This window comes from Thermosinus carboxydivorans Nor1 (assembly GCF_000169155.1).
GTDB lineage: Bacteria > Bacillota > Negativicutes > Sporomusales > Thermosinaceae > Thermosinus > Thermosinus carboxydivorans.
In genome coordinates, this window is sequence record NZ_AAWL01000001.1 from 39,464 (window position 1) to 52,837 (window position 13,374).

The following is a 13,374-nucleotide window of genomic DNA, read 5'->3' on the forward strand; positions in this document are numbered from 1 at the left end:
CCCCGCGTAAAAGCAGCGTTGCCGCTAAGCCCGCGCCCTCCCCCTGTCCAGCCGCTCACGCCGCCGCTTAGCATAGATGGCAAGCAGATCGGGCGGCGGATCTGATTGCAAACAATAGTCCGGAGCCAATTCGGCAAGTCTTTCCACCGCCGCCTTCAAATCATAGTAGACCTCCCATTTGGCGCGGACCAAATCCTGGCCGGTCAGGCGGAGCAGATAAGCAGGATGGTAGGTTGCGATGGCCGGTATGCCGTACTTGGTCATGAACCACCGGCCGCGGTCTTTGGTAATGCGGGCATTGGGCTCATACAGGTATTTAAGGGCTACACTGCCCAGCGCGATGATAATTTTCGGCTTCACTAGGGTAATTTCGGCATCAAGCCACCGGCTGGCGCAAACTTGTCCCTCTTCGACGGTCGGCGTCCGGTTGCCGCGAGGCCGACATTTGACGACATTGGTAGTGTAAATGCGGTCGCGAGTAATGCCCACACTGGCAAGGGCCCGGTCTAGGAGTTGTCCGGAAGGACCGACGAGCGGCACGCCATACTCGTCCTCAACGCCGCCAGGGCCTTCTCCTACCAACATCAGGGGGCTGTCCGGTGTTCCATTGTACGAAGTCGGCCCCCGGTTGCCTTCCCGGCAAAGCGCGCACTGATTGCACGCCAAGAGCGCCGCTTCCAATTCGGCATGGTTTTGAAACATACTATCAGGCACGGGCATCACCACTTGCTTCCTCCTTATTACCGCCGTCCATCATGTCAACAAAAATATCCACCAGGCGGGGATCGAAGCGAATCCCTGCCAAATTCTTTATTTCTTCGACAGCGGCGTCATGGCTTAAAGCCTGGCCGCTCGGCGCGCCGCTTGTCATGTTGTCGTAGGCATCTAAAATGGCCAATAAGCGGCATGGCAACGGAATTTCCTCACCCTTGAACCCGAGCGGGTACCCGCCGCCGTTCCACCATTCATGGTGCTTTAAGATCCAATCGGCAATAGGCAGAAGGTCGGGTACGGCCAACGCAATGCGAAACCCGATTTCCACATGGCGGTGCATAATTTCCTCTTCGTCCGGCGTAAGATCGCCCTGTTTGGCCAGAACGTCCGGCGGCAGGCCAACTTTGCCGATATCGTGGAACAAGGCGAACAGCTTAAGGTCACGCGGATTAAAGTCGGTCAGACCGCAAGCAAGGGCAAATTCAACAATCCTATTCTTCAAACGCCGGGCGTGGCCGTTAGCGGATGCGTCCCGCGCCACCAGCGCCTTTTTCAAAAGCGGCAGGAACGAACGGCGCAGTTTGCGACTGCGCTCAAATTTTTCCCGATACATTGCATTATCAGCTTGTCCAAGGAGGGATAAAATGTCTTCTTTGTTCGCCAAACCCGTAGCCGTACCTAAGGAAATGCTCAGCGGGAGCGGCGCAGTCCGGTTGGACCGGTTGTATTCCGCTACCGCGGCGCGGATCGAGGTGCATATCGCCTCGGCTGCTTCCGGCCTGTCGTCATTGATTATAAGAACAAATTCGTCGCCGCCGACACGAGCAACCGCGGCATTTTCGGGACAGCACGCCCGGAGCAGGTCGGCAAACGCCTTAATCAGCTCGTCCCCGCAATTGTGGCCGAAAATATCGTTAACAAGTTTCAGCCCGTCCAAGTCGCAAAAAACGACGCTGATGGCCCGTCGGCCGGATTCCGGCAGCCCTCGCAGCCATTCTTCAATAAAGGCCCGGTTATATACCCCGGTGAGCGCGTCATGGATGCTGCAGTACCTTAGCTGGGCCTCAGCCTGCTCCAAGGACGCCAGCATGCCGTTAATGGCCCTAGCAAGATCGGCCAGCTCGTCTTTCCCCTTTATCGTCAATCGTCGCGACAGGCTGCTGGCCGCACCGATTTCGGCAACGCCACCGGCTAAAGCCGTCAGCCGGTCCAGCACCTGACGCTCCACCACCCAGAACGCCGTGGCCATCACCACAAAGCCGACAAGCATTAGCGCCAACAGATAATAGCCGATGGCAGGCATGACTCCCCAATAAAGTTTCCTGCTATCTTCCAGTTTGAGCAGCACCGCCGGCTTGCCGTGGATATCAGGCAGGATAAGATATCCGGCAATCGTATTATCGTTTAACAAAGTTATGAACGGTGAATTTCCTTGCTCTAGCGCCGTGCGGGCCTGGCGAAAATCTTCCGGCAGCGCCGGGTCGTTAGCCGGCCGCACCGTGAACGACAATTGAACAGTATCGGCCAGTCGCTTAATCCGGTCATCGTCCAGATAGCGGCCAAAGAGCAGCATCCCCCGCGCCGGCCCGTTGCCATTAGAGTCCAAAATCGGCTCGATCGCCACCAGCAGCGGCCCCTCCGGCAACATGACAATGCCCTTAACCCGCTGGTTTTCCCGACCGAGCATGAGTAGCGACGCGGGCAGCGGCAGTTCCCGACGTCGCTCTAAGTCATACCCTTTGCCGAAAACCAGCTTGCCTTCATTATCAAAAAAGATAATAAAATTGATTTTGGGGCTTATAAAGTTGGTTTCCTCCAAATTACTGGCAATATACTCGCGGTTGCCGTCCACCACAAACTGGTAGGTATCGTCCCACACCGCCCAGTCGAGAGCCTGATCATCCAGGACGGCGGTGTCATAGGCGATTACATTGGCCGCTCTGGCCAAGTCTTCTATTACTTCCACTTTCTCTAGTTCCGCGAGGCCGCGGAGCAGCACCATGTGGGTAACAGCATACATGACTGCGGCCGCCCCTATCAATATCGCCAGAAACAAGGCAAGCAGCTTTTTACGTATAGTCACGGCATCCTCCGGGAATCTCTTTAAAGAATCATTTTCTGTAGAATCATTTTATTTCGCAAAAAAAAGGAAATATCCTGCTGTGACAATACATACTATACACACTATTATGAAGTATTATGAAGTATTAAGATATGAAGTAAGTGGTGGAATAACGTTGATTTCCACTATTGGTGGCGTCAATTTACTGGCATAATTATCTTTGCGCTTAGAAAATTAAAAGCCGGGCAGCCGCCCGGCTTTTAATTTTAAAAAAAGCGCAACCATAAGTAAATATGACTGACAATAATGCTCATAATCATCATGGGAAAAGCAATCTTGGTAAAGCCTAGAAATCCGATGCTGAGGCCCCGTTTTTCCGCCATGCTCGCCACGACAATATTGGCCGAGGCGCCAATAAGGGTACCGTTGCCGCCGAGACAGGCGCCTAAGGACAGCGACCACCACAGCGGATTTAGGTCGGCAATGCCGCCCAGCCGGCCCATGTCCTGGATAAGCGGGATCATGGTCGCGGTAAAAGGGATATTGTCGACAAAGGCGGAGGCAATGGCCGACAGCCAGAGGATAAGCGACCCGGCCAGCGGGATATTGCTGCCGGTAACCGATAGCGCCGCTTTGGCCACCATTTCAATAACGCCGGTGTGCTCAAGCGCGCCGACGATAACGAACAGACCAACGAAAAAGAAGATAACGCCCCATTCAACCGCCTCAAAGGCGTGGTCCGGTTCCATCCGCGTTAAAAGCAGCAGGAGGGCCGCACCGGCAATGGCCACCGTCGCCGACTCAAGGTGCAGCGCCTGGTGCAGCACAAAGCCGAGGATAGTCAGACCGATGACAAACAGGCACTTTTTTAAGAGCGCCGCATCTTTAATCTGCTCTCTTTCATCCATGGCCAGCACCGCCGCCTGCCACTGGGGATCGCAGCACAGGCTCTGTTTATACAGGATGCGGAACCAACCCATGGTCAGAATATGAATGATAATGATAGCTGGCGTAAGCGCGATGACAAAGTCCATGAACCCCAGACCGGTGGCGCTGCCGATCATAATATTGGGCGGGTCGCCGATCAGCGTCGCCGTACCGCCAATATTGCTGGCCAGCACTTCCGCCATCAAAAACGGCAATGGGCTTATCCGCAGCCGTTCGGCAATCGAAAACGTAACCGGCACGATAAGCAGTACGGTTGTAACATTATCCAGCAGGGCGGACAAGCCCGCCGTAACCGTGGCCAGGGATACCATAATCCAGGCCGGGTCGCCTTTCACCAGTTTGGCCGACCAAATTGCCAGGTATTCAAATACACCCGTATGGCGGGTAATGCCGACGATGACCATCATGCCAATCAGCAGGCCGATGGTGTTGAAATCAACCACTTCGATTGCTGCTTCCTGCGCGAGGATGCCGGTCACAATGACAAGGACGGCGCCGATAAGCGCCACCACCGTCCGGTGAATTTTTTCCGCCACGATCAATGCGTAAGCGGCCAAAAAGATGGCCGTGGCGATGGATGCTTGCGTTGTCATTTTCTCCTCCTTATAGCAAGAATTTTATCTGCTATATTATTAAAAACGCCGCTCTTCGCTGCTTTTGCCTGCCTCCTTTCTCCCGCGGTTATGTAAAGTGAAAAATACAAATAGAGGAGCCTGTTTGCCAGACTCCTCCTAATTTTAAACAGCAATATTTATTTTTTGTGAATTAATTTTACCATTTGTTAATTACTATTGTCAATATTTTCCCACAAAATTGGCAATACATTATTTATTACTCCCATCGCCCGGCGACGCCGGCCGCGGCTTAACCCCCGACCAACGGAAGTTCATTACTTTGTTGAGCATGTCAAACCAAAACGGCGCTCCCAGCGAAACGGCAAAAGTCGTTAGCAAAAGTCCCAGCAGTTTTTGCAGCCACTGGCCAAAACCCTGGGGAAATTCACGCCACCCCAGCGGCAGTTGCGGATCGGTAACCTTGGCAGCGTAGGTACGGGCGACCTGCCGGCCAGCTACCGGGTCATCGGGCCGGACATTAGCCGCCTCCACCGCGGACAGGACAATGGCGCCGCGCATGGCCGCATCGTGGTAGATGCGGCCGGCGATTTCCAGCGTATCAGCGTTAGTCGCCGCCGCAAGTCCCAGAGCGACGAGAAAAGCGACCAGTTGCATTTGCTTGCGGTACCAGGCTGACAGATGTTCCATTGTACTAATGAACCACTTTTCCAGCATATCTTGCAGTTTCGCCAAATTTCCCTCAGCCTGATTGGCAAAGGCAACCAACATATTTTTAAAATCACAGTCTACCGCCTTTGCCCCCTCCACCACGCTGGTGAAAACGTTACCCTCGCCCGTTTCCTGCACCGGACAGCGGGCTTTGACAATGTCCAGTAAGGCGACGGAAAAGCTTTGCGCCGGTATATAGGCCGGCTTATCGACCGCCATAACACTGAAGAGGCCCCGCATCGGCTCAGCAATAGACAGCGTGTTTATAAGCGGGTGACTATACAAATCGTCCACCAATTGATTGTTTTTCAGCATGCCGCGCAGCCCTGCTTCCATCATTCGCGGCCTTAACTTCAGAATGGCGGCGATGTATTCATTGATGACCGTGCAAGTCAGACTGAGGACCGCATACACGAAAGCAATGCCGATAAGTACTTCGAGGATCACGGAACCAAACATTCCTATCCCCCCGGAAACAAAATAGATTAAAGAGCATAACTTTTGCCCTGTTAGGCATACTAAAAACAACGTTAACTCTTGCGGAGGCATCACTATGCTTTGGTTTTTAGTTATCGGCCTTGTTGCCGGCTGGCTGGCCAGCCAAATCTCCCGCGGCAGCAGTTTCGGCCTGGTTGGCAACCTCGTCGTCGGCATTATCGGCGCCTATTTAGGCGGCCTTCTCTTTAGCCTGCTCGGCCTGGCCGCTTACGGCACCATCGGTTCCATCATCATGAGTACCATCGGCGCTATTATCTTTCTCTGGGCGCTGCGGATGGTCACCGGCAGAACACCGGCGAAATAGCGGGATTTTAACGCAAAGCAGGGCGCTGGTGCCCTGCTTTTATTTTATGCGGCAACGCCAAAAGCGCCACCCCTTACGCTTTATTGGTGCAAAACTTGGCGCTGCTCTTTTTTTGAGGCGCTTTTCCATGATACTTTACAATGTTAAAATGAATAAAGCAGAAAAAGTGCACTAAGTATTCTTTGCCCCCAATTCGCAAAGGAGGACCTGTTCATGACCGCTGTCTTTTACCGCTGGAATGAATGGTTGGGCAAGCGGATGTTCCTACTCGTCCTGTCCGCCATGGCGCTGGGCTTTTACCTAAAAGCCCCCGATACACCCACGCTGCGGGCCGCGGTGATCGTATTTTTCGCCTATATGACCTTCATTACCGCCTTGTCTACCAGTTTCCACCAGTTTGTGAAAATACTGCGCCGGCCGGCGGCGCCGGTGTGGATACTTGTGCTGGTACACGGCGTCACCCCGTTAGTCGCCTGGCTGGCCGGACTAATCTTTTACCCCAATGACCTCTCCATCCGTATGGGTTATCTGGTCGGCGCCTCCATCCCGATCGGCGTTACATCCCTGCTCTGGACAGCACTGGTCAAAGGAAATACGTCCGTTTCCCTGGTCGCCATCACGCTGGACACGCTGATTGCCCCGGTGTTTCTGCCGCTGTTCTTCAGAGTGTTTATCGGGCAAACGGTGCAGATTGACTATCTAAAGATGGTACTGGAACTATTAGCCATGATCACCCTACCAAGTCTGATCGGCATGGCGCTGCACGACTGGTCGGAAGGCCGGTTGGCCGGTTTTGCCAAAGGCATTGGCGGTATCACATCGAAACTGGCCTTTTTTGGCGTTATTTTTATCAACGCCTCACTGGTCTTATCCGAACTAACCTTCGACCTCTCGCTTGTCAAAGCGTTGCTCGTCACGCTGGGCGTGTCGACGTCCGGCTACTTTATCGGCTATTTGGGCTCCTTCGCTTTACGCGAACGCAGCCCGGAAATGATCATGACCATGATTTACAATGTAGGCATGCGCAACATTGCGACAGGCCTGGTATTGGCCCTCGCCTATTTCCCGCCCACCGCCGCCATCCCGATTATTACATCTATGCTTTACCAGCAGCCGCTGGCGGCCATCATTCCCCATATCTACAAACCGGCCGCTGCCGAAAAACGCCCCGGGCATTAACCAGGCCGCGCTGCCGGCCGTCCTGCCGTAATGAGTGAGCCACCATTAACAATATCGTCTCATGCCTATAATTGGCGCCACTTTTCACTTTCCGCTTACCGATTTTCAGGGTAAGACAAGAAAAAAGCCCCTGTCCTGGCGACAGGCGGCTTAGATACTTAAACCAATCGGAATAACCGCATGAGTTCGGCGTCAACATAGGGATCAACGCCGCCCAGGTCGTCAGCAATACCGCCAACATTGGCAAGTTCCGGTTGCTGCGCCATCCTTCTCCCTCCTTTTCCTAGTCCAAAATAAAACAATGTATATTGTATCCATGGCATAAAGCAAAAGACCATGCGAAACCTCTCACCCGAAGGCAAGAAACTTTCCGCGAGGTCTTTTATCCCTACGATGTAAGCGGCATAGGCCGCATTTGTATTGCTTGGTCCAGTCCTGCCAGGCAGCTCCAGCCCTAGATACACTTTCTTGCAAATATTCATTTTGAATACATTATACTGAAACATATGCATCCAGTCAATATACTATTCCTGTTAAGTTGCCCCAAAAATTATCATAGAGACAGTTTCGGTGACAACCTGGTAAAAGGGCTAAATTAGCGTTTCAAAACAGCAGAAACAGCATTGTTAAGTGTTGTCTTAAGTGTTGTCAAGAGAACCGTCCCTCTGACAATGAGATCCGTCCCTTTGACAATACTCTGACACTTGTTATTACCGAGTGCATGAGACGGGCAAGCCATGTAAATACTACATGGCGAAAGGAGGGATTAACCATGGCTGATATCTTAGCAGGCGTTAAATGCACGGTCCAAAACTGTAAATACTGGAACAGTGGCTACAAATGTTCCGCCCCATCCATCGAAGTAAATGTCGATGGCGGCGGCACCTCGGCTAGCAGAAGCCCCGAGACAAACTGCAAAACCTTTGTTCCACGGTAACGCCAAAAGGCATTAGAGAAATCTTCTCTAATGCCTTTTCACATTTAAAGACGCCGACATGCTGCAATAGGCGACACATTGGGCTGACGGCAAGCAAAAACCGTAGCAGCCGTAAGCCGCGCCGCATACAATACGGTAGCTCAAAGTGGCAAAAGCCCAGCCAGGGGCTAAAAGGGAGAGGGAGGTAACGTTATGCGCAAAGATGCAAAGATCTATATAGCCGGCCACCGCGGCCTGGCAGGCTCAGCCATTGTCCGGCAGCTGCGCAGTCAGGGATATGTTAACATTATTACCCGCACCAGCGCCGAACTGGACCTGCGCTGCCAGGCCGCCGTCGACGCGTTTTTCCGCGCCTTCCGCCCGGAATACGTTTTTCTCGCTGCCGCCAAAGTAGGCGGGATTTGGGCTAATAACCGCTATCCCGCCGAATTTATCTATGATAATCTGGCGATCGCGACGAACGTCATTCATGCCGCCCATTGCTACGGCGTGAAGAAACTGCTCTTCCTCGGCAGTTCCTGCATCTATCCCAAATACGCCAGCCAGCCGTTAAAAGAGGAATATTTGCTTACCGGCGAATTGGAACCGACCAATGAATGGTACGCGGTGGCGAAAATTGCCGGGATTAAGTTATGTCAGGCCTACCGCCGGCAATACGACGCTAACTTTATTGCGGTCATGCCGGCCAACTTATACGGCATAAACGACAATTTTGACTTAGAAACAGCGCATGTGCTGCCGGCCCTGCTGCGCAAATTCCATGAAGCCAAAGCAGCCGGCATGAGCGCTGTTACCGTCTGGGGCAGCGGCAAGGCGCGGCGCGAGTTTCTCTATGTCGATGATTTAGCCGAAGCGTGTTGTTTTTTGATGCAAAATTATGACGGCGAAGAAATTATTAATGTGGGAACCGGTACGGACATTACCATTCGGGAATTGGCCGAACTTATCCGGGAAATCGTCGGTTTTAACGGTGATATTATTTACGACCGAACGAAACCGGACGGCACTTTTCAGAAACTGCTTGACGTAACGAAAATTAACCGGCTGGGCTGGCAGGCGAAAATTGGCCTGCGCGAAGGAATTGAGAAAACCTACCGTTGGTTTAAAGACTGCTTAAGTTAAAGGCGGAGCCATGTGGAAAAGGCGGCTATAGCCGTTAAAAATACGGCGGCAGCCGCCTTTTTTACATTATTCCGCATAACTACTGATTGGAAAACCATGGCTGCGGCATAAAACGTCCCGGTTGGCCTGCTCTAGGTCGGCCTGCACCATCATTTTTACCAGTTCGGGAAAGGTAACTTTCGGCGTCCATCCTAGCTTGGCCTTGGCTTTGGCTGCGTCACCCAGCAATAGGTCAACTTCCGTGGGCCGGAAATAGCGGGGGTCGACTCTAACCAGCACCTGACCGGTAGCACTGTCCACCCCTATTTCGTCAAGGCCGGCGCCGCGCCACTCAATCTTAATGCCGACATTGGCAAAAGCCAGCTCGACGAATTCGCGGACGGAATGGCTTTCGCCGGTGGCAATGACGTAGTCGTCGGGGCGGTCTTGCTGCAGCATCAGCCACATGGCTTCCACGTAATCGCCGGCAAACCCCCAGTCGCGCCTGGCGTTTAAGTTGCCTAGATACAACGTGTCCTCTAGTCCCAGTTTGATGCGGGCCACACCCCGCGTAATCTTGCGGGTAACAAAGGTTTCGCCCCTAAGCGGCGATTCATGATTAAACAAAATGCCGTTACAGGCAAAGATGTTATATGCTTCCCGGTAATTGACGGTAATCCAGTAGGCATACAACTTGGCGGCGGCGTAGGGGCTGCTGGGGTAAAAGGGAGTGGTTTCCCGCTGCGGCACTTCCTGAACTTTGCCGAATAGTTCACTGGTCGAGGCCTGATAAAAGCGCACTTTCTCCGTCAGGCCAAGGATGCGGATAGCTTCTAACAGCCGCAGCGTCCCGATAGCATCGCTGCTGACCGTGTATTCCGGCATTTCAAAGGAAACTTTTACATGACTTTGGGCCGCCAGATTATAGACTTCGTCAGGCTGCACCTCCTGCATAATTCGGATAAGATTGGCGGCGTCGGTCAAATCGCCGTAATGCAGGAAAAAATTTACAGCCTTTTCATGCGGGTCCCGGTACAATTGTTCAATCCGCGCGGTATTGAACAGCGAAACCCGCCGTTTGACGCCGTGGACCTCGTACCCCTTTTTTAGTAAAAATTCCGCCAGATACGCCCCATCTTGGCCAGTAATCCCGGTAATTAGCGCTTTTTTCATTGGTTATTACCCCCTCCCAGCGCACGCATTGCATCGTCCTTGCCAGTACTGGCGGCGGATAAACCAGATAAGGCAACGGCCGGCGCGAGTACCACGCCTGTGGCGCTTATCTCGCTGGCGCCAACTTTTTCCCAAAAAGCGCCACTGCCTCTTCAACCAGCCGACAGAATGCTTGACCGTAACCAGCGGCTAAACCTTCCGCCTGCAGCCTAGCCTCGGTTTCCCGCGCAGCGTCCGGACCAGGCCGGGCGACTGCCAGTAGCGCGGCCATTTTGGCAGCCAGGTCATGGACATTGGTGCGTTTAAAATAAATGCCGTATTCATGTTCCAGATGGACATCTAGATCGGACAGGATAAGGGGCTTGCCTAAGGCCCGGCACTCCTCAACGATAAGGCTTAACCCCTCAAACAACGAGGGCTGCACGACAAACAGGCTACGCCGGATAAGCTGAATTTGGTCGTGCCGGGGTATTTGCCCCAAAATGTGGATTAAATCGGTGACGCCCAGCTCGTTAATATAGCGTTCTAATTCTTGCAGATAGCCCGGATGGCGGAAATCATCGGGCAATCCGGTGCAAACCAGCTGAACCTCCTGCCCGGCCTGGCGCAAAAGGGCGATTGCTGCAAACAATAGCCGGTGATTTTTGTGGACCCAGAACTGGTTGCAGCAAAGGACAAAACGGTCCGGCAAGCGGTATTTCGCCTGAACCGCCGCCGGGTCGCCAGCATACCACTCTGCTTCCGGCGCTACCCGTAGGGACAGCACTCTGGTCACGGCTTTCGACTGAGGGAAAAAGCGCCAAAAGTCGCGTTCAACCGCTCGGCTGCTGCAAAAAACCAAACGTGCCTGGTCGGCAATCCGGCGGCATAATTCATCCCGCAGCGCAATGTCCTGATCCGAAAAAAAACCGGGCAAATATTTGTGCTGAAAATCGTGAATCCATGATGCCGCACACCGGCCGGGAAGAACATTGAAGCTAACGGGAAACAGGAAATCGATCCGGTAAAATAAATCGTCCCAATTCGCGCAATGGATCAGCGGCAGACCGGTAGCGGCAGACGCCGCGCCAATATCAGCCCCCATGAAAATAAGGCCGTCAAACAAGGCGGCGAACGGGCGATAGCAGGCAAAACCGTCCAGGGTATCACCGGTAATTACCAGAAAAAGCCGGGGCCGCTCCTCGCGCGGCAGGGAAGTTACCGCCTTGACATGCAGCTCCATATGCAAAACGCCGCCAAGCCAGCCTTTTCCGCCCACAACCGGAATTCCAACGCGTAAATGTTTTAGCATACCCATTTTCCTTTCCTCGTCCTTTTATATTTCGCCGATATCCAAGACTTGCTAGTTTCTTTGCGGCGCCTGCCGCTATAGCGACACTTGTTGCGCCAGCTTGTTAATAATGGTCAGCGTCTACTCCGAAAACTCTACACCTGTTTTCATTCTTTGTTGGTATCGTGCTAACGACATGGGGGTCTACCCTGAAAAGCGTTAAACCGCCAAGGGCGCAAAGAACGCAAAGGGCTACGCGCGCGACAGTTGTCGCGCTTGAATTATTTTATATGGAACCGCGGAGGACACGGAGAAAATTTTTTATTCAATTCTTCGCGCGATGAATATCGCGCCTCTGTGCCCTCTGTGGTTGAATAACGGTTTTCATTCTTTGTGGTGCCAACTGTTGGCATGATAATCTTTGTGGTGCCGATTTATCGGCATGAATATCTCCATATACGTTTAACATTATTGAGAGTTTTGCATAATTCAATCGCAAGTTATCCACAAAGAGATGTCTTTAAGCAATTTTGATGTCAAATTCAAGAGCTATTAGTGTAATTAGCCAATTTTTAACAAAAATGCTCCAATATCATCCTAAAAAAGGGTAGACCTATCCCTATGGTGGGCTAATTCTGTAAAAAGTAAGATGAAAAACAATAATTAGGCTGCTTTTTGCTGATGTATCTGGCGATTAACCGCTATTGTTCCTGCCAGTAAAGCAATGCAGCAAAGCATTAGATGTGCTGTAACCTTTTTAATTCCCTGTACACGAACCGTGTTTGCTCCAAGCTGCTCCTTCAATCGGGAAAATGCTCGTTCTACCGATGTTCGCTCCGCATAAAGTTTTTCCCATTCCCGTGTGCCACGATGAGGAGTACAGAAGCTGCGCGGATCATCTTCAACTTTTTTCTTTATAACCAGGCCATAGTTAGACGGTGAACACCATGCACTCCCGTTAGGACAATTAACTTTGCCACATACATGGGGACACCGAAACTTTAATATTCCTTTTTCTCTTTCACACCCCCAGTAAACCATCGGATAACCCATGGAGCATGTTGGAGTACGATTTTCGTCCATTCCTTCGGGCGGTAATTTTTCTTTCCGGCGATTGAGAGGGATAATGGCTTGTGCTTGGCGCTCATATGCGGCTTGATAAACATCTTTGGCATCATAGCCCATATCCATGCAGTAGTACTTTGGCTGGTGCTTGATTTCATCCATTAAAGGGATAGCCTGTGTGACATCGTTCCGATTGGCAGGAGTGACTTTGACGGCTATAGGTAATTCGCTTTTGGTGTCAACTGCCAGGTGTAGTTTATAGCCAAACCATACATGTTGATTACCATGGGTATCTAGCTTAGCACCCCAGGTAGCACTGTCGCCATTGCTATTTAGCTCCTTTTTAGGAACAGGTTTTTCATAAGAGTCGATGGCGCTGGCATCGATTGCAACAACTTCACCAGATATGACCTTGTCTTGAATGGCGGTATCTACCAAAGCAGAGAATAGCACTTGTAGGCTATCTGTCTCAGCTATCTTTTGAAAGAAACGACTAAATGTAGCTAATGATGGTACAGGCTGCTCTAGTGAAAAGCCGCATTCGTAGCGAAAAACCAAGTCAGTTTTTAAGCGCTCGACCAGTAATGTGACGGTAGGAATGGAACATAACCTCATTGCAAGAAAGGCTTTTATTAATGCGGCTGAACTATATCCTTTAGGGCCGCGGATAGATTTTATTGGTAAAGTCTTTAACAAGGGGTGAAGATCAATACTTTCAAAAACCATCGCCAGACGAGTTTTGGGTTGATATTGCATAAGAGTATCGAAGGAAAATAAGGGTTTTTGCCGAATATACATAGTGACTTCAACCTCCATTTGCTGGATTTGGATTGTTTTGTC

At 51.8% G+C, this 13,374-nt stretch carries 11 protein-coding genes; 4 read left to right on the forward strand and 7 right to left on the reverse strand.

Annotated elements, in window-relative coordinates; all coding sequences use genetic code 11:
- Positions 1-24 precede the first annotated feature (24 nt).
- From TCARDRAFT_RS00175 to TCARDRAFT_RS00190, 4 genes are all read right to left on the reverse strand, one after another.
- Positions 25-720, reverse strand: coding sequence for a uracil-DNA glycosylase (locus TCARDRAFT_RS00175; RefSeq protein ID WP_007287991.1), 696 nt, complete (start codon positions 718-720; stop codon positions 25-27).
- Positions 707-2,797, reverse strand: a complete 2,091-nt coding sequence (locus tag TCARDRAFT_RS14450) for a CHASE4 domain-containing protein (protein WP_007287992.1) — start codon at positions 2,795-2,797, stop codon at positions 707-709. Before TCARDRAFT_RS14450 ends, TCARDRAFT_RS00175 begins: the two co-directional genes overlap by 14 nt.
- Positions 2,798-3,042: 245 nt before the next feature.
- Complete coding sequence (locus tag TCARDRAFT_RS00185) at positions 3,043-4,317, reverse strand: ArsB/NhaD family transporter (protein ID WP_007287993.1); 1,275 nt, start codon at positions 4,315-4,317, stop codon at positions 3,043-3,045.
- Positions 4,318-4,548: 231 nt separating this feature from the next.
- Complete coding sequence (locus TCARDRAFT_RS00190; RefSeq protein ID WP_007287994.1) at positions 4,549-5,466, reverse strand: hypothetical protein; 918 nt, start codon at positions 5,464-5,466, stop codon at positions 4,549-4,551.
- 94 nt (positions 5,467-5,560) lie between these two features.
- Between TCARDRAFT_RS00190 and TCARDRAFT_RS00195 the strand changes: the two genes are divergently transcribed.
- The 4 genes from TCARDRAFT_RS00195 to fcl all read left to right on the forward strand — a co-directional run bounded on the left by TCARDRAFT_RS00195 (position 5,561) and on the right by fcl (position 9,047).
- Positions 5,561-5,809, forward strand: a complete 249-nt coding sequence (locus tag TCARDRAFT_RS00195; RefSeq protein WP_007287995.1) for a GlsB/YeaQ/YmgE family stress response membrane protein — start codon at positions 5,561-5,563, stop codon at positions 5,807-5,809.
- A gap of 213 nt (positions 5,810-6,022) precedes the next feature.
- Complete coding sequence (locus tag TCARDRAFT_RS00200; RefSeq protein ID WP_007287996.1) at positions 6,023-6,988, forward strand: bile acid:sodium symporter family protein; 966 nt, start codon at positions 6,023-6,025, stop codon at positions 6,986-6,988.
- A gap of 772 nt (positions 6,989-7,760) precedes the next feature.
- Positions 7,761-7,925, forward strand: coding sequence for a DUF1540 domain-containing protein (locus TCARDRAFT_RS14765; RefSeq protein WP_232199058.1), 165 nt, complete (start codon positions 7,761-7,763; stop codon positions 7,923-7,925).
- Positions 7,926-8,117: 192 nt separating this feature from the next.
- Positions 8,118-9,047 carry a GDP-L-fucose synthase gene (fcl, locus tag TCARDRAFT_RS00205; protein WP_007287997.1) on the forward strand — a complete coding sequence of 310 codons (930 nt, stop codon included), beginning with the start codon at positions 8,118-8,120 and terminating at the stop codon, positions 9,045-9,047.
- Between the two features lie 66 nt (positions 9,048-9,113).
- Here the strand turns inward: fcl and gmd are convergent, their stop codons facing one another.
- From gmd to TCARDRAFT_RS00220, 3 genes are all read right to left on the reverse strand, one after another.
- A complete protein-coding gene (gene gmd / locus TCARDRAFT_RS00210; protein ID WP_007287998.1) occupies positions 9,114-10,199 on the reverse strand; it encodes a GDP-mannose 4,6-dehydratase in 1,086 nt (361 codons plus the stop codon).
- 106 nt (positions 10,200-10,305) lie between these two features.
- The gene (locus TCARDRAFT_RS00215) at positions 10,306-11,496 is read right to left on the reverse strand and encodes a glycosyltransferase (protein WP_007287999.1); all 1,191 of its coding nucleotides are present in this window, start codon (positions 11,494-11,496) and stop codon (positions 10,306-10,308) included.
- A 636-nt stretch (positions 11,497-12,132) separates the two neighbouring features.
- Positions 12,133-13,332 (reverse strand): IS1182 family transposase, encoded by a 1,200-nt coding sequence (locus TCARDRAFT_RS00220; protein ID WP_007288000.1) that lies wholly within the window; start codon positions 13,330-13,332, stop codon positions 12,133-12,135.
- Positions 13,333-13,374 lie beyond the last annotated feature (42 nt).